This window comes from Nocardia niwae NBRC 108934 = DSM 45340 (assembly GCF_001613465.1).
GTDB lineage: Bacteria > Actinomycetota > Actinomycetes > Mycobacteriales > Mycobacteriaceae > Nocardia > Nocardia niwae.
This window is the reverse complement of record NZ_BDCK01000015.1, coordinates 659,966-675,869: the sequence shown is the minus strand read 5'-3', so window position 1 is coordinate 675,869 and position 15,904 is coordinate 659,966. Positions and strand designations below refer to the sequence as shown.

At 68.0% G+C, this 15,904-nt stretch carries 16 protein-coding genes; 6 read left to right on the top strand and 10 right to left on the bottom strand.

The features are described from left to right. Positions 1 to 23: 23 nt before the first annotated feature. Positions 24 to 1,844 (bottom strand): DUF3556 domain-containing protein, encoded by a 1,821-nt coding sequence (locus tag NNI01S_RS06825; RefSeq protein WP_063018519.1) that lies wholly within the window; start codon positions 1,842 to 1,844, stop codon positions 24 to 26. Positions 1,845 to 1,941: 97 nt separating this feature from the next. Then, positions 1,942 to 3,408: a class I adenylate-forming enzyme family protein gene (locus NNI01S_RS06820; RefSeq protein WP_063018516.1), complete on the bottom strand. Its 1,467-nt coding sequence runs from the start codon at positions 3,406 to 3,408 to the stop codon at positions 1,942 to 1,944. A 170-nt stretch (positions 3,409 to 3,578) separates the two neighbouring features. On the opposite strand from NNI01S_RS06820, the gene NNI01S_RS06815 reads away from it, so the two are divergent. The 5 genes from NNI01S_RS06815 (at position 3,579) to NNI01S_RS06795 (ending at position 8,011) form a co-directional block, all read left to right on the top strand. Then, positions 3,579 to 4,805, top strand: a complete 1,227-nt coding sequence (locus tag NNI01S_RS06815; RefSeq protein WP_063018514.1) for a PucR family transcriptional regulator — start codon at positions 3,579 to 3,581, stop codon at positions 4,803 to 4,805. 146 nt (positions 4,806 to 4,951) lie between these two features. After that, entirely contained in the window at positions 4,952 to 5,869 is a 918-nt protein-coding gene (locus tag NNI01S_RS06810; protein WP_063018513.1) for a TIGR04222 domain-containing membrane protein, read from the top strand. Positions 5,870 to 5,882: 13 nt separating this feature from the next. Beyond that, positions 5,883 to 6,737 carry an MbnB/TglH/ChrH family RiPP precursor modification enzyme gene (locus tag NNI01S_RS06805; protein WP_063018816.1) on the top strand — a complete coding sequence of 285 codons (855 nt, stop codon included), beginning with the start codon at positions 5,883 to 5,885 and terminating at the stop codon, positions 6,735 to 6,737. Beyond that, the gene (locus NNI01S_RS06800) at positions 6,734 to 7,117 is read left to right on the top strand and encodes an SCO6045 C-terminal-like domain-containing protein (RefSeq protein WP_174554370.1); all 384 of its coding nucleotides are present in this window, start codon (positions 6,734 to 6,736) and stop codon (positions 7,115 to 7,117) included. Before NNI01S_RS06805 ends, NNI01S_RS06800 begins: the two co-directional genes overlap by 4 nt. Before the next feature lie 393 nt (positions 7,118 to 7,510). Next, positions 7,511 to 8,011: a metallophosphoesterase family protein gene (locus NNI01S_RS06795; protein WP_063018510.1), complete on the top strand. Its 501-nt coding sequence runs from the start codon at positions 7,511 to 7,513 to the stop codon at positions 8,009 to 8,011. A gap of 31 nt (positions 8,012 to 8,042) precedes the next feature. On the opposite strand, the gene NNI01S_RS06790 is transcribed toward NNI01S_RS06795, so the two are convergent. From NNI01S_RS06790 to NNI01S_RS06770, 6 genes are all read right to left on the bottom strand, one after another. Next, complete coding sequence (locus tag NNI01S_RS06790) at positions 8,043 to 8,846, bottom strand: MerR family transcriptional regulator (protein ID WP_174554369.1); 804 nt, start codon at positions 8,844 to 8,846, stop codon at positions 8,043 to 8,045. After that, the gene (locus NNI01S_RS06785) at positions 8,839 to 9,375 is read right to left on the bottom strand and encodes a VOC family protein (RefSeq protein WP_063018507.1); all 537 of its coding nucleotides are present in this window, start codon (positions 9,373 to 9,375) and stop codon (positions 8,839 to 8,841) included. Before NNI01S_RS06785 ends, NNI01S_RS06790 begins: the two co-directional genes overlap by 8 nt. A 95-nt stretch (positions 9,376 to 9,470) precedes the next feature. Continuing rightward, the gene (locus NNI01S_RS06780; protein WP_063018505.1) at positions 9,471 to 9,920 is read right to left on the bottom strand and encodes a class I SAM-dependent methyltransferase; all 450 of its coding nucleotides are present in this window, start codon (positions 9,918 to 9,920) and stop codon (positions 9,471 to 9,473) included. 142 nt (positions 9,921 to 10,062) lie between these two features. Then, the gene (locus tag NNI01S_RS06775) at positions 10,063 to 11,142 is read right to left on the bottom strand and encodes a mechanosensitive ion channel family protein (protein ID WP_063018812.1); all 1,080 of its coding nucleotides are present in this window, start codon (positions 11,140 to 11,142) and stop codon (positions 10,063 to 10,065) included. A gap of 203 nt (positions 11,143 to 11,345) precedes the next feature. Next, positions 11,346 to 11,492, bottom strand: coding sequence for a hypothetical protein (locus NNI01S_RS34320; protein ID WP_157114621.1), 147 nt, complete (start codon positions 11,490 to 11,492; stop codon positions 11,346 to 11,348). A gap of 139 nt (positions 11,493 to 11,631) precedes the next feature. Then, a complete protein-coding gene (locus NNI01S_RS06770; protein ID WP_063018502.1) occupies positions 11,632 to 13,089 on the bottom strand; it encodes a lipase maturation factor family protein in 1,458 nt (485 codons plus the stop codon). Between the two features lie 201 nt (positions 13,090 to 13,290). On the opposite strand from NNI01S_RS06770, the gene NNI01S_RS06765 reads away from it, so the two are divergent. Beyond that, the gene (locus tag NNI01S_RS06765; RefSeq protein WP_063018500.1) at positions 13,291 to 13,629 is read left to right on the top strand and encodes an MmcQ/YjbR family DNA-binding protein; all 339 of its coding nucleotides are present in this window, start codon (positions 13,291 to 13,293) and stop codon (positions 13,627 to 13,629) included. Between the two features lie 19 nt (positions 13,630 to 13,648). Here the strand turns inward: NNI01S_RS06765 and NNI01S_RS06760 are convergent, their stop codons facing one another. Then, on the bottom strand, positions 13,649 to 15,139 hold the full coding sequence (locus NNI01S_RS06760) for a hypothetical protein (RefSeq protein WP_157114620.1): 1,491 nt from the start codon (positions 15,137 to 15,139) through the stop codon (positions 13,649 to 13,651). Positions 15,140 to 15,590: 451 nt separating this feature from the next. Continuing rightward, positions 15,591 to 15,815 (bottom strand): hypothetical protein, encoded by a 225-nt coding sequence (locus tag NNI01S_RS34315; protein ID WP_157114619.1) that lies wholly within the window; start codon positions 15,813 to 15,815, stop codon positions 15,591 to 15,593. Between the last annotated feature and the right edge of the window lie 89 nt (positions 15,816 to 15,904).

Sequence of the window (15,904 nt, the reverse complement as noted above, 5' to 3'; positions counted from 1 at the left end):
CTCTCCTGTCCCTACCGTAAGCCTCAGCCGACGGTCTGCGGGGCCAGAACCCGCGCCGATTCGTCTTGCAGCGTCGGCACCGCATAGCCCGCTCGCCGCCACGTCACCTCATGCGGGATGGGGCCGTCGGGCAGCCAGGGTTGCGCCTCGACCGCGTCGCGCACGCGCCAGGTGCCGCGTTCGACGACGCCGAGCGCCGCGTCGATCACCTGATAGTGCTGGACGCCGCGGTGGATGGGCTGCGACTCCACCCACACCACGATCCACTCCCCCGGCGCGAACCCGACGCGGGCCTGCACGGCATCGACCAGATCCAGGTTGTGCAGGTGGCCGTCGCCGAAGTTGAAGCCGATCAGCGAGTTGCAGCCGAATTCCGCTTCCCGCACGGTCCATCGGTCGATGTCGGGAAGATGCTTGTACAGCAGCGAGAACAGTCCGCGTCCCTGACTGTGCATCGAGCGCCACGCGATCGTCTGCTGCATCGTGATCTCCGCGACCGCGGGCGGATACCCCATGGCCTTCAACTGGTCGATCTGGTTCATCGTGGGCCGATGCTCGATGGTGTTGAGCTTCTCCTCGGCACCGGGCGCGAAAGCCCACAGCGCGGAAGCCCAGTTCCCGGCGTACTGGCGCATCGACGGCAGGAACGACACCAGATCCGGGCGCAGATTCCCGAGAATCGGGAAGAACACCAGCGCCGCGACGATCACCACGGCCAGCCAGGGCGAGGAGATGTCACCGAGGCCGTAGCCGGCTTCGTTCGGGAACCCCAGGAACAGGAAGACGGTCAGGTAGGCGAACAAGACGTTCCACTCCAACGGCACCGCCAACGGGAACGTCGAGGTGATGAACGCGTGGAAGACGACCATCAGCACCACACCCGCCAGGGTCAGCCAGTGGTTGGTGGAGAACAGCAGCACCAGCGGCGTGACGATCTCGACGGCGGTGCCGCCCACATGGGCCAGGAACGAGGCCACCTTCGACGGGCGGATGTCGCGGGGGAAGTCACGGTAGTGCAGCCGCTTGATCCACTTGGCGGGCACGCCCGGGCTGTTGGAGACCATCGGCGGAACCACATTGGTGAAGTGTCGCCCGAACTTCGACACACCCGCTCCGATCCACACCGCGCAGATCAGCAGCTTGGCGGCGACGATCATGTCGACGAACGGCAATGCCGCGAAGAACACCAGTGCGGGCAGGTACTGCTCGCCGCGCGCGGCGAGGAAGATCGTCTTGTCCCGCAGACCGCACAGGACGTACAGCGCGATCGGGGCGATGAGCAGCGCGGGGTTCACCAACCCGGAGGTGTTGTCCGGCAGCACCGCGCTGAGCGAGGCGCTCGGCACACCGGGCAGCACGATCGCCACCAGCAAGGTCGCCAGGAACGCCAGATACAAGAGCACGTCGAAGACCGTGCGCGTGTCGCCGCCCGTGAACGGCACCCGCCGCCAGGGACGCAGGCGGATCGTGCCGGGGCGAGCGTAGAACAGGATTCCGCCGGTCATCGGCTTGAACTTGCCCGCGAGCGGCCCCCACGACCCGGCGATGCCGAGCGCCTCGATCAAGACCGTCCACAACACCAGCTTCTGATAGACGATCGGTTCGTCCCACCACGCCGCGACGTCCCAGAACGGGCCGACGCCGGAACTCCAGGTAGCCAGGGCGACCCCACCCAGCGCCGAGACCAGCAGAACCTTGAGCAGATAAATCGTGTGGATCATCCGCGGCGAGCCGAAGCCGTATTCCGCCCAGTGCAGCGCGAGCGTTTTCATCCGCTCCCGCAACGGCTGGTCGAGGAATGTCGTCACGTCGACGGGCGGAAAATCCGCTGTCTTGAATCCCATTGTTCGGACCTTTCTTATCCGATGAATCGAGCGCATACGAGGACCCGGCCGGATTCGGTTCGGATCGGGGAGCCGCTCACCGCCGAGCGGATTGTTTCTATGCCGTGGTGACCGCGTCGGCGACCAGCGCGCGCAGCATTCGTTTGTCGATCTTGCCGACCGCGTTCCGTGGCAGCGCGTCGGTGAGTCCGATCGACACCGGAACCTTCGCGCGGGCCAGGGACCTACGGCAGTACTCGACGAGCTCCGCGGCATCGACGCGCGCGCCGGGCATCGTCACCACCTGGGCGACGGGAACCTCGCCGAGGATCGGATCGGGAGCGCCGACCACCGCGGCCTCCAGGACGGCGGGATGGGCATGCAGGACGTTCTCGATCTCCTTGGGGTAGATGTTCTCCCCACCGCGGAGGATCATGTCCTTGATCCGATCGACCAGGACGAGGTATCCGTCCGGGTCGAAGTAGCCGACATCACCGGTGTGCAGCCAGCCGTCCACCACCGTCCGCGCGGTCGCCTCGGGCCGCCCCAGGTAGCCGCGCATCACGTTGGCGCCCCGGATGACCACCTCTCCTCGCGTCCCGGCGGGCACGACCCGTCCGCCCGCATCCATGATCGCCACGGTTTGTCCCGGCAGTGGGCGTCCGACCGTGCCCGGCTTGCGCAGCCCCTCCGGCGGATTGAGCGTCGACGCGCAGGTGCCTTCCGACAGTCCGTAGCCTTCGACGATCGGCACACCGAAACGCTTTTCGAACCGCGCGATCAATTCCGCGGGCATGGGCGCGGCCCCGCAGATCACGCGCCGTAGCGACGAGTTGTCGGGGACCGTGTCCTCGGGCTGCGCGACCAGCATGGCGTAGATCGCGGGGACGGCCGAGAAGTACGTCGGCCGAACGCGTTCCACGATGCCGAAGAACGCCGAAGCCGAGAATCGTCCCGCGATCGTGGCCCGGCCGCCGGCGAGCAACGGCGACACGACACCGACCACGATTCCGTTGACGTGGAACAGCGGCAGGACCAGCAGGCTGTGGTCGGTGTCGTCCAACGCCAGCGCCTCGACGAGCATCTCGCACATCGCGGCGATGTTGGCGTGGTCGAGCACCACACCCTTCGGCTGCCCGGTAGTGCCACTGGTGTAGATGATCAGCGCCGCGGCGCCGGGATCGACGGGCACCGATTCGGGCCCCGGGATCTCGGGGCCCAGCCCGGCCACCTCGCGCACATCCAGCGTTCCCGCTCCGCGCCCGCCTTCGGTCACGACCACCTTCGCCCGGCAGTCGTCGATCTGATAACGCACCTCCTCGAATGTCGAGTCCGGCTTCACGGGGGTGACCGCGGCACCGAGCCGCCACGCCGCGAAGAGAATGACGACGAATTCGAGTCGATTCGGCAATACGAGAGCGACGACGTCGCCCTCACGAACGCCATTCGCGGACAGCACGGCGGCGGACGCGCGTACCCTTTTCTCGAATTCCTGATTATCGAGCTGCTCGCGGTCGTCCGCGATGCATGGGCCGGACGGATTCCAGGTCGCTCGGACCTCCGGAATTTCTACAACGTGCTGCATTCATACCCTCGACTGCTTCGGAGTGACGGGAATTACATTCCAAGGTAGGGTCGGGGCCGAGCCCCAGCTACGGGCCGGTATCCCAGAGTTTCCGGGCGGCCTTGTACCACCGGCACAAAACGATGCGGAATGCCTCCGAGCCGTCGCACCGATTCCGGTACGGTCCGGACATGAGCGTTGAGGTGGACCGAACCATCCGCGATGTCGCCGGACGCGTCAAAGCCGAACTCGACCGCTTGATCCCCGAGATGACCGCGATGTTCGCCGAGGTCATCCCGGAGTTCCGCCACGACGACGAAGTGCGGCGGCTGATGGTCGCCAGCACCGCGTCCAACCTCAGCGTGATCCTCGACATGCTCACGCTGAGCATCTCCCGCGACGACATCACCGTCCCGCCCGCCGCCGCCGAATACGCTCGGCGCTTCGCCCAGCACGGGATGTCGCTGGAAGCACTCTTGCGCGCGTACCGCCTCGGTGAGCACATGTTCCTGCAGCGGACCATCGCCGTACTCCGGCACTCCCAGGTCTCCGCCGACCTCGCCCTGGAGACCACCAGCCGGATCGGCCTGCTGGTCAACAGCTACATCGACCAGGTGATCGAGGGTGTCATCGACATCTACGAAAGCGAGCGCCGGCGCTGGGACGCACGCACGGACAACACCCGCGCGGCACAGATCCGCGCCGTGCTCGACACCGAGAACCTCGACCTGGCCTCGGCGGAGCAGATGCTGGCCGCCTCGTTGCGGGGATGGCACGTAGCCGCGATCGTCTGGGTGCGCGAATCCGTCGCGTCATCGATCGATTCGGTGCGCGCGGGAGTCTCGATGCTGCACGCCGCGACCGGGAAGCACCCGCTGACGGTTCTGGTGGACGAGCAGAATTGCTGGGCCTGGATCTCCTCCATCGGCAGACCATCACTCGATGCCGACCGTCTGGAACGAGACCTCGCCCGCCGACCGGAACTCCGCATGGCGATCGGCGATCCCGGAGCCGGACTGGCCGGCTTCCGGCAGACCTTTCGCGATGCTCAGCGCGCTCGCAACCTGGCGTTGACCGCCGAACCCACCCGCCCGCTGACCTTGTACTCCCGTGTGGCGTTGGCGAGCCTGCTCGTCGACCATCTGCCCGATACGAAAGCGTGGGTGCGCCGGGTACTCGGCGACCTCATGCGCGACGACGAGACCACCGCGCGTCTTCGGGAGACGGTGCAGACCTACCTGGAAGCCCGCGGCAGCCTCACCGACGCCGCGGCGCGCATGCACGTCCACAAGAACACCGTCCACTACCGGATACGCAGGGCCGAAGAAGTACTCGGCCACCCGTTGACGGTGAACCGGTTGGAGACCGAAGTCGCCCTGATGGTGTCCGAGCAGCTCGGCCTGGACCGGATGGAGTGAGACCGGCCGGGCGGTGACGACCGGTTCGTTCCGGTGAGCGGCGTCGGAACTCTCGGCGACATCTGCGCCCCGCGGCGATTCGTCATGGCGTGCGGAGCGCCCCGGCCCGATACTGAGGACAGGTTGGACCGATTCCGAGGTGGAAGATGAATGTGATCGGGGTGGGCTCGGACGGGCTTGTCGCGGCCGGTGATACCTGGGGCATCTCCGGGCCCGAATTCCTGGCGATATACCTGCCGCTGGTGCTCGTAGCGGTGGCCGCCGGGATCTGGCTGCGAGCACGGGTCACGCGCGCCGACCCGGAAGCGGGCGCGGCGCCGGGGGCGGAGCTGACGTCACCCGAAGTGGGGATGCTGTTCGGCGACCAGAACGCCGCACTGGCGGCGATGGCGCGGCTGCGCGGTATCGACGCGATCGATTCGGCGGCCGCACCGGTTCGCGCCCTCACGGCGCAGGAACGCGCGCGGCTGGATCCGTTCACTTTGTCGGTGTACGACCAGCTGTCGACGGGCGGACGCAAGACCGTCGGCGCGATCGTCGGCGGATCACCCGCCGCCGTGGAGGCGCTGCGCACCAGAATGGTCGACCTCGGGTACTTCCCCGGCCCCGTCGTTCGCCACGGCTTGCGTGACGCGGGCATGCCACTGCTGGTCACCGGCGCGCTCGGCGTGGTGCGGATCATCGCGGGCGCCTCGCACGGAAACCCGGTCGGCGCGCTGGTGGTACTGGTGATCGCGCAGGCGTTCGGCTACTGGCTGGTGGTGCGCAAGCCCCGGCTCACCGCGCTGGGTATCCGTGCGCGCAACGCCGCCAACGAGCGCAATCGGCATCTGCGCCCCAGCAATTCACCTTCTTTCGCGACCTACGGCGCCGAGAGTGCGGCGATAGCGGCCGCCGTGTTCGGGATCGGCGCACTGAGCGCACTGGATCCCGGCCTCGCCCAGGCGGTCGTTCCGCCGAGCGCGTCGAGCGGCGGCGGTGACGGTGGGGGCGACAGCGGCGGCAGCGACGGCGGTGGCTGCGGCGGGGGCTGCGGTGGAGGCTGTGGTGGTTGCGGCGGCTGAGCGGTCCGGGCCGCTGCCGCCGGATGCGCTCGGGATCGGGTGGCGCCCGGAGATCTGCGGCGTGATAGCGGCTCTGGATGGGCTGAGCTTCTGCGAAGTCATCGCCGAGTCGTTGCCCCCGGATCCGCGCCGAGCCGGACGGGTGATCGTCCCCGAGGAACTGACCGCTCTGCGCACGCGAGGCGTCGCAGTGGTGCCACACGGCGTCGCGCTGTCACTCGGCGGCGCGGAGCCGGTCGCAGGCCATCGCGTCGAGCACTTGGCGGCGTGCGCGGCGGCCGTCGCGGCTCCGCTGGTGAGTGAGCACATCGCTTTCGTCCGCGCCGGCGGTCTGGAAGCGGGCCACCTCCTGCCGGTCCCACGCACCCGGGAAGCGCTCGACGCGCTCGTCGGCAACATCGTGCGGACCCGCGCGGCGCTGGACGTTCCGCTCGCGGTGGAGAACATCGCGGCACTGTTCGACTGGCCCGACGACGAATACACCGAAGCGGAATTCCTGTCCGAACTCGTCGAGCGCACCGGCGTGTTACTCCTGCTCGATCTCGCCAACGTCTACGCGAATGCGCGTAACCGAGGTCGCGATCCACTCACCGAACTGTTGCGCCTGCCCGCCGAACACGTGGCCTACTGTCACGTCGCAGGCGGTCACGAATCCGGCGGCCGCTACCACGACACACACACCGATCCGCTTCGCGCGGAAGTCCTGGAGCTGGTCGCGGAATTCACCGCGCGGCACCGCGCGCCGATCATGCTGGAACGCGACGGCAACTATCCGCCCGCGGCCGAGCTGTTCGATGAACTGGACGCCATCGCGACTGCTGCCGCCCGGCCGCTGATCACCACCGGAGCCAGGGCGGTACTGGCGTGACGGCCGGGTCCGGACCGGCGCGACCGCCCGACCACGCCACCTTGGCCGAGCGGCAGGCAGCGCTGGTGCGCGCACTGGTCGCGGGAGCCGCCATACCTGCGGGATTCGATGTGGATGCCGTGGCGGCGGCGGCCGAGGCCCTGCTGCACAAGCGAGCCCGTGAGGCGGCGCATCGCTTCCCGCTGCTGGTGCGCGCGTGCGATGGCGACTTCCCCGCGCGCTTCACCGCGTGGGCCCGCGAGCATCCGAAAACGACGACCTCCGCTGACGCGGCCGCCTTCGCGGCAGCCGAAGGTATCGACTGGATCGCCGCGCCGCGCCGACGAGGAGTCACCCGCTGGTTCCGTCGGCATCGTGCCGGAGGCCGCGGCGCTCGCTGAAAGCCGAACCCGCGCCGGCCTACGGGCGGCGGGCTTCGACAGGCACCGCGGACTCGCCGGCGTCACGACGATCCTCGAGCCACACACTGACCGCGACCGTCGCGTACGCCGCGACAGTCGCCATCCCCGGCAGCATCAGCATGAGCATGAGAAACGAAAGCATCGAAGACACAAGCCCTCCCGGACAACGCGATGGAAACTGTCGCACCGGTGCGCCGCGCAGCGTCACCGTCACGCCCGGGCATACCCACGACCGGAGGTCCAATCTCGACCGAGCCACCGAGACGATGTGATTGATCTCACTCACGAAATACTTCACACATCCCGTCGACCGCGCGAGACAATGCGCCGCACGTCAGCCGAGGTCGTCTCCTGACGTGGTACACCGTCACCATGCGGTTGCTCATCATCTCCGATACGCACGTGCCCAAACGTGCGCGCGATCTCCCGGAGCCGCTTTGGCGCGAGGTCGACGCGGCCGACGTGGTCGTACACGCGGGCGACTGGGTGGAGGCCGCGCTGCTGGACCGGCTCGAAGCGCGCAGCGCCCGCCTCATCGGCGTCTACGGCAACAACGACGGTCCGGAACTGCGCGCGCGGCTGCCCGAGGTCGCACATGCCGAACTCGAAGGGCTCAGGCTGGCCGTGGTGCACGAGACCGGGCCCGCGAAGGGCCGGGAACAGCGCTGCGCCCGCGATTTCCCGGCCACCGATGTGCTCGTGTTCGGGCACAGCCACATCCCCTGGGACAGCATCGCGGACAGCGGATTGCGCTTGCTCAATCCCGGCTCGCCGACAGATAGGCGCAGGCAGCCGGAGCACACCTACCTGACGGCGCGGATCGAATCGGGTCGATTGAGCCGGGTGACCCTGCATACCCTTCCGAAACACTGAACGCGGTCCGAATTGCCTCCGGGGACGCGCCCTACTGCCAGGTCGCAGTGTCGGGGTCGATGCCGTGGGCGCGCGCGCCGGCGTCGATGATCCGGCGAAACCATGTGGCAAGACCTGCGCGGATGCCGTCGTAGTGGGCAGCGAATCCCGGATCCGCCTCGAACATGCGGCCGAGACAGACCTGCATCTGCCTGGTGAGGGGGAAGTACGAAGCGAAAACCTCGCGGTGCCACTCCACGAGTCGGTTCGCTTCCGCACTCCCAGGTGTGACACCGGCGTCCATCGCATCCGCGAGGGCGCGTTCGAGACCGGCGACGGCGTCGGCGACGGCCTGCCATTCCTCCGGACCGCGAGCGGCCGAGCGTTCGGCGTACTGCAGCCACTGCGTCGTGTCTCCATAGCGCTGACGGGCTCGAGCGGGCCAGTCCGGGTTCCACCGGGGGCCGAAGATCGTGGCCTGCTGCTCGGCGGTGAGGAGCAGGCCACGCTCATGGGCATCGATCATCCGATCCAGTCCGGCGCTGAGCTGCTGAAGGCGGTCGATCCGTTCGGCAACCCGGCCGCGCTGCGCGCGCAATGCGCCGGGCACGTCTACGGTCGAATCGTCCAAGATGACCCGAATCCGGTCCAGGCCGAGACCGATCTCCCGATAACCGACGATGCGGTGCAGGCGTTCCAGATCACCGGCGGTGTAGAGCCGGTATCCGGCAGCCGAGCGCAGTGACGGACTCGCCAGGCCGATTTCATCCCAGTGGTGCAGCGCGCGGATGGTCACGCCCAGACGCGTCGAGACCTGACCGACAGTCAGGCCATCGGCGTCAGCGGCGTCAGACATGCTTTTCATTGTCGCCGCGACCGACGCCCGGTGGAGTGATCCCGACGGCCTCGAGGTCCCTCGCCTCCTGGCTGTCCGGATCGAACGGCTTCGCCGCGGTGAACACGATCCGCGCGTGCTCGGGGGTGATCACCACGACATCGCGCGTGTTCCAGGGAGTATCCCGGGGACCATCGACCGAGTTCGGGCGCAACGCACGGCAAGCCTCGACGAGGGAATCGACCTGGCCGAGCACGCATGCGAAACTGACGCTCATCGCCGGTGCCTGCTCCGGCACGACGGTCGCCGGGACGAGCAGGACGTCCTGGAACGCCCATCGCCGCAGATGCACAACACTGCCGGGGATGCGGAACAGCTCGAAGAAGCCGAGCCCACGAATCCAGAAGTCCACCGACGCCGCCAGATCGCTCGTAGGAATCGTCACGAACGCGGGCATGCCATAGATGCCATGGAACAGTTCCGGTGCAGCCACATCCGGGCCGGGAGCGGGCACGGGACTCATCTCGAACGCGTTGTAGTAGTCACTCATACACCCCACCCTCCAGCCTCACGCAGCGGGAGGGTCAAGCCGATTCCGTGGGTCTCGCCCTGCCGCACCAGGCGACCGACGAGATGGCCGGGCCCCTAGTGCCTCCGCACGAGACAGCTGTCGTTCGCGATCACGACCGCGCCGTCGTCGTCCACCACGCCTGACAGCGCCGCCAGAACTCTCCCACGGTCCATCCAGTGGAACGAGCGGCCCATCGTCACCAGCCGGAAACGCCCGAAACCGCCTGGCAGGTCCGCGGAACTGCCTTGCCTCCAGGCCACGTTCCCGATCCCTTCGGCCTGAGCGCGCCGGGCGGCTTCGGCGAGCATCGCGGGCTCGGGAGCCACGCCCACCGCTTCGGCCACGTACCGCGCCAACGGGACCGTCAGCTGCCCCCTGCCGCAGCCCAGATCGAGGAGGCGTCCGGTTCCGTCGAGGCGCAGCCGCCGCACGAGGTCGTCGAAGAATGGCCGCGGATAATCCGGACGATAGCGGGCGTAGTGCCATGCGGTGCCCGCGAACAGGTCATCCGGCGCATCGGACATGGTCGGCCCCCACTTCGAGTCTGGAATGCGTTCCCCAGCGCCGATAGTAGCCGTCCGACGGTGCGGCGAGCCGTACTCGCACCTCCGCGGCGCCGCCCAAGCCACCGACGCCTGAGCGGGGCGTGCGGACGTGTGCGGCAGGTCAGTCGCCGCGATCGCCCGCCAGCGCCAAGTGGTGGTCGCCGACCGCGGAGTCGGTGATCGCCGTGGAAATCTTCGGCAGAGCGTGTGGATGATTGCGGCCGAGCCAGTCGAGCATCTCCTCGCGGACCGCGCAGCGCAGGTTCCACACGTCGTCGGCATTGGCCGCCGACATGGTCGCGCGCACGACGATGTTCGTCGGCGTGCTGTCGGTGACCTGCAGACTCCAGTCGCGACCGTCCCAGTCCGCCCGCGTGCGCAGATACTCCTGCAGATGCTCGCGCAGCAGCGGGACCGGGGCGCTGTGATCCAGGTAGAGGTAGACCGTGCCGGTGATCTGCGGCCCGCCGCGCGACCAGTTCTCGTACGGCTTGTTGTTGAAGTAGGAGACCGGCATGGTGAGCCTCCGGTCGTCCCAGATCCGCACGGTGAGGAAGGCGAGGGTGATCTCCTCGACGATGCCCCACTCCCCCTCGACGACGACGGTGTCGCCGATCTTGACCGAGTCGCCGAAGGCGATCTGCAGCCCGGCGATCAGATTGCTCAAGGTCGACTGCGCCGCGACACCGGCGATGATGCCGATTACGCCTGCCGAGGCCAGCAGAGAGGTGCCCAGGGTGCGCAGACTCGGAACCAGCAGCAGGATGACCATGGCGGCCGTCGTGACCACCAGGACCGACGTGATGATCCGGCGGACCAGGCCGAGCTGGGTGCGCAGTTGCCGCACTCGCGTGATGTCCTGGGTGCGCCGGGCGTAGGAGCGCAACGTGTTCTCCGCGACCGCGTCGGCGGCGCGGATGACCACCCAGGCCGCCGACATGATCGCCGCCGTGGCCAGGACGGTCCGGATCATCGCGTCCTGGCGCAGATCGAGATGCGCCAGCGGGTAGGTGGCATGCAACGCCACCGAGCCCAGCAGGACCTGCAGTGGCAATTGCACCCGGCGCAACAGTGTGGGGAGTTGATCGCCCGGACGTCTGCGGGCGGAGTAACGCAATAATCGATCGAACAGCAGGCCGGCCGTCACGGTGAGCGCCACCGTACCGAACACGACGATGAGCGGCCGTAGTACTTCCTCCAACAGAGCGAACTCCTTCTCCTCGTCCACCCACCCCGAGGCGCTGCCCAGTCTTTCGCAGGCTGGGCAGCGCGACGAGAATTCCGAGCGATCGATGCCGCCCGGCTGCCGTACAGGTGGGTGGAATGCTTCGGTGGCGGCTTCGGCGTAGCGGCGTCCGGCCGCGGTCGTTGCCGGGGAGCCGTCACCCCGCCAAGGCGGTGTTCTTACAGCAGTGCCAGCGCAATGCTCAGCACGGTCACCACCAACACCCATGCCGCAACGGTCCATTCGATGGGCCCCTCGGAGCCGGAATAGCCGCTGTCGTCGCGTCGGGCGGCGCGATACTGCGAGCGCGAGGCCGAAACGGACATGACATCCTCCTTCGGTCGGTTGCGTCATTCAGCGCATACCCGCTTTCGCCGCCGATCGTCGCCACGCCACTGTGGCGAATCCCACCCAACCGGCCTGCCCGCGAGCGCAAGACGTTGTCCGTCAGGGCTTCTCGGAATGTCATCGCCTGCCGGAGCGGCTGCGGTAGCGCAGATCGTCCAGGGAGAGAGGCGGAACGTAACGGCTCACCAGGGTGCGGTGCCACCACGCCCGGGTGTCGGCCAATTCGCGCCGTGTCGTGAAGCGGTACAGATACAGCTGCGCCCGGATGAAACGCGGCGCGGCCTCGGGGAACGGATTGTGTCGTAGCAGCCGCAGCGTGGCCGGGTCGTTCACCAGCAGTCGTGCCAGGAAAGGACCCAGCCACGACTCCGCATACCCCGGTGAGGCGGCGGCGAACCACATGAGCCAGTCCAGGCGCAAATGGTAGGGCGCCCATTGACGTGGAAGCCGCCGCGGATCGCCGGGCTTGCCCTTGAACTCGTATTCCCGCCACTGCGTCCGGTCGGTGAGGGCCTGCTCGTCGGTGCCTTCGACAACGACTTCGTAACGGGTGCGGCCGATGCTGCCGAACGCCCCGTAGGTGTTGACCAGGTGATACGGGTCGAACGATCGGTTCATCGCCTGGTGACTGGAGATCAGATTGCGGGCGGGCCGGTAGCTGAGGAAGACCACCAGCGTGGTGAACGCGATGACCAGGCCGATGAACCACGGCGGTGGCCCCGGCAGCGCCGGTGGGGCGGGAACCGGTAGTACCGCTGCTGCCACGGGTCCACTGACGGCGCCGCACGCGAGAACGATCGTCACCCAGTTCAACCAGGCGAAATTGCCCGAGAGCACCAGCCACAGCTGGGTGATCACGATGACGGCCGCGGCGATGCTCGCCACCGGTTGCGGGGCGAACAAGCCGAAGGGCACGACCAACTGCGCGAAATGGTTACCCAGCACCTCCGCCCGGTGCAGCGGCTTGGGCAGGTGGTGGAAGAACCAGCTCAGCGGTCCGGGCATCGGCTGCGTCTCGTGGTGGTAGTACAGGCAGGTCAGGTCGCGCCAGCACCGGTCACCGCGCATTTTGATCAGCCCGGCGCCGAACTCCACCCGGAACAGCAACCAGCGGGCGAGCCACAGCACCAGCACCGGCGGCGCCGTGCTGTCATTGCCGAGGAAGATGACCAGGAAGCCGCATTCCAGCAGCAGTGACTCCCAGCCGAACGCGTACCACTCCTGTCCGACGTTCACGATCGACAGGTAGAGCGCCCACAACGTCGCCCACAGCAGCATCGCCGCCCACAGCGGCACGAGGTCGGCCGCGCCGGCGACCATCGCCGCCGACAGCGCCGCGCCGAACCAGGAGACGACGGCGAAGAAGCGATCGGAATAGTGGACATGGAAGATGCTCGGCGTCCGCCGGAACGACCGCCGCTCCAGCCACCGCGGCACCGGCAGCATGCCGTGCTCCCCGATCAGCGCCCGGAATTGCCGAGCGGCGACCACGAAGGCGATGAAATAGACGGCCGCGACACCGCGGGTCAGCAGTTGCCTGCTGAGCCAGTATTCGGATGCGGTGAACCACTCCATGCCCGCAACTCCTCCGACCGCGGACCTTCGTCCCACCCGGCCGCATACCCAGCCCGGGATCGGGAAAACTCGTCGCCACATCGGGTACAAGCTGTGCTTGCGTGGGTTGTGCTCGGCAGCCGCTTCCTTGTCCCGTTGGCACAGCGCCCTCTGGATCGACCGCGTACGGAGGTTTCCTTGCGGCCTGGAAGGATTCGGTGCATGAGTTTCACCGGGGACGATGTCCGGGCCTTCGCACTGTCACTGCCGGAGACATCCGAACAGTTCGCTTGGGGGATGCCCATTTTCCGGGTCTCGGGCAAACTGTTCCTCACCCTTCCGGAGGCGGAGACCTCGATGGCGGTCCGCTGCCCGGTCGCCGACCGCGACGAACTCGTCGTCGCCGAACCGGCCAAGTTCTGGATCGCCGCTCATGAAGCGAACAACGCCTGGGTTCGTGCGCGTCTGATCGCCCTGGACGACCGGGACGAACTGGAAGCCATCGTGCTCGACTCCTGGCGGCAGGCGGCGCCGAAGCATCTCCTCGACGGTACGGGGTGATTCGGCGTCGCCGCCCGCGTCAGCGTGCGCGGCGGCGGCGCGGCCGGGGCGCGAGTTTCAGCCCGAAGAGCAGATCGGTATTGCGGGCCGGCGTCGGTTGTTCGGACCTCCGGAGAAGTCCGGCCTGGCGGATCCAGCTGTGGTGCCAGTGGTACAGGTCCGGCAGGGTCACCTCGCACGCGGCGGCGAGCCTGCGGAGGCGGAAGCCCGCGCCACCGATGGCTCCGGCGAACAGTTTGCCATTGGATGCGGGACGTGCTTCCTGGTGGACGCGGGCGTCGTAGAGCAGTGGACGCGCCGCGGGCGGGATCGCCCACACGTACAGGTCGGGCGCGTGGGTGTAACCGATCGGGCCGTTGAAGATCAAAGCATCAGCGGTGAGCGCGACCGAGGGTATCGCGTTGAGCTCCATCGCGGTTGCGCCGGTGAACAACGCGGTGGCGAGCGCCGCCGCGTCGACCGGATCGGCCGTACGGGCGCGGATACGGGCGACGAGGTCGTCGTCGATCGGGACCGTCGTCAACCCCGGCCCGACCGAGTACGCCAGATCCGGCGGCAGATCCAACCGCAGACCGTGGAGCAGGAACGCGGCCTGCGCGCCACGCAGGCGTGTGATGGTGTGCCCGCGGCCGGGGCTGTCGGCGACCAGACTGCCGAGGAACCGGTACAGGCTCAGGATGTCGTTCCACTCGTCCACCACCCCGGCGCCGTGACCCTGCGGGAAGCGATCCGGCGAGGCGAGGCGAGGTTGCAGCACCGAGAGCATGTATTCGGCCAGACCGGCCCCGCGAGGCCCGAGCCAGCTTCCGACGCCGTTCTGGTTCAGGTCGTGTCTGCACGGCCGTCCGGTGTGTTCGGCAAGCCATCGGCAGGTCGTCTGGATCCCATCGGTATAGACGGCGTCGATGCGCGCGAACTCTTTCGATGGCAAGCTCCGGTAGGCGTCGGCCCGGAAGGTGGTGACGTCACCATCGGAGATTTGCGGAAGCAGTCCATCGCCGACCGCGTCGGAGAGGGTGATGATGCGGGACGGCCGGGGGTGGCCCTCACCGTACCCGACGTATTTGGTCGGCGGCTCCGGAACATTGATCCGTGTGGTGGCCGGCTCGGGAACCCCGATCCGTGTGGTGGCCGGCTCCGGGACCCCGATCCGTGTGGTGGCCGGCTCCGGAACCCCGATCCGCGTGGCAGCCGGCTCCGAACCCCCGGTCTGCGTGGTGGCCGGCTCCGGGACACCGGTCTGCCTGGCGGCCGGCTCGGCATCGGCCCGCGCTCCGGCAGACTCGGGCGCGTCGATGCGCGTGGTCGGTGGCTCGGGGGCATCGTCGCGGTCGGCGGGCGCGGAGGCGCCGCGGCGGTCCGCCAGCCACCTCCGCAGGTCTTCCTCCGGCACGCCCAGCCGCTTCGAACTCGATCGCACCTGCTCGGCGGAGAGTTCATTGTGTTCGTCCAGCTGAGCCAACCTCTCCAGCTCGGACGGACGCAGCGTGGGCACGCTTGCGTCGACCACCGCCACAACCTCCCGGATTCCCGAACCCGCGACGCGTCACAACGGGTTCTAGACGTCAGTTGCAGAGCATTCGATCACGTACCCGCCGGTAAGGCGGGGAATTCCACCGAGTTTCGTCTGTTGTCTACGTCACCGCCGACTTCCCGATCTATCGAAATCGCCATCGCCGGAATGCATTATGCCTAGTCATCATGCCTGTCGGCAGCGGCGACGCAGACACGTGCGCGAGGGCGACATCCGGAAAATCAGGTGGCTTTGTCTACCGCGCTGGACACCGCCATTTCGGCACACCGCGCCGTGCCGTCGTCCCGGGAGCCCCGCGCCGATCCGGCGCACGCCAGAATCACCGAGCCGATACCGAACCACTGCGCCGCATGGACGGCCGGCGCCGCGGCCCCGGCAGGAAGCTGGGGTCGACCAGTTCGGCCGTGTGCTACGCAAGCAACACCGATCAGGCGAGCAGCGCGCCGAGTCCCATGGCCGACGCCAATCCGTCGTGTCCGGCGGTGTGCTTGCCGGCCACGGCTCCGCACACGATGTAAGCGCCCCATCCCGCGCCTGCCGCCACCGCGAAAGGCACCCCGCCGTTCGACGTGGACCCCAGGGTCGACTGCATCCTGGAGATGGCCACGGCCGGATTACGCGCCGCCACCCTCGACCCCGCTCTGGATGTCACCGCCGCAGTGAACACGATGCTCGGAGCCGGTCGGACTCAGTGAGCGAGCGCTCCATGAGGGCGGAAAGAAGGCGTGCGGAGAACCCGTA

What these genes read in the sequence shown, in the direction of transcription:
- NNI01S_RS06825 (WP_063018519.1), bottom strand. Translation starts at nt 1,844, where the DNA reads ATGGGATTCAAGACAGCGGATTTTCCGCCCGTCGACGTGACGACATTC.
- NNI01S_RS06820 (WP_063018516.1), bottom strand. Translation starts at nt 3,408, where the DNA reads ATGCAGCACGTTGTAGAAATTCCGGAGGTCCGAGCGACCTGGAATCCG.
- NNI01S_RS06815 (WP_063018514.1), top strand. Translation starts at nt 3,579, where the DNA reads ATGAGCGTTGAGGTGGACCGAACCATCCGCGATGTCGCCGGACGCGTC.
- NNI01S_RS06810 (WP_063018513.1), top strand. Translation starts at nt 4,952, where the DNA reads ATGAATGTGATCGGGGTGGGCTCGGACGGGCTTGTCGCGGCCGGTGAT.
- NNI01S_RS06795 (WP_063018510.1), top strand. Translation starts at nt 7,511, where the DNA reads ATGCGGTTGCTCATCATCTCCGATACGCACGTGCCCAAACGTGCGCGC.
- NNI01S_RS06790 (WP_174554369.1), bottom strand. Translation starts at nt 8,846, where the DNA reads ATGTCTGACGCCGCTGACGCCGATGGCCTGACTGTCGGTCAGGTCTCG.
- NNI01S_RS06785 (WP_063018507.1), bottom strand. Translation starts at nt 9,375, where the DNA reads ATGAGTGACTACTACAACGCGTTCGAGATGAGTCCCGTGCCCGCTCCC.
- NNI01S_RS06780 (WP_063018505.1), bottom strand. Translation starts at nt 9,920, where the DNA reads ATGTCCGATGCGCCGGATGACCTGTTCGCGGGCACCGCATGGCACTAC.
- NNI01S_RS34320 (WP_157114621.1), bottom strand. Translation starts at nt 11,492, where the DNA reads ATGTCCGTTTCGGCCTCGCGCTCGCAGTATCGCGCCGCCCGACGCGAC.
- NNI01S_RS06770 (WP_063018502.1), bottom strand. Translation starts at nt 13,089, where the DNA reads ATGGAGTGGTTCACCGCATCCGAATACTGGCTCAGCAGGCAACTGCTG.
- NNI01S_RS06765 (WP_063018500.1), top strand. Translation starts at nt 13,291, where the DNA reads ATGAGTTTCACCGGGGACGATGTCCGGGCCTTCGCACTGTCACTGCCG.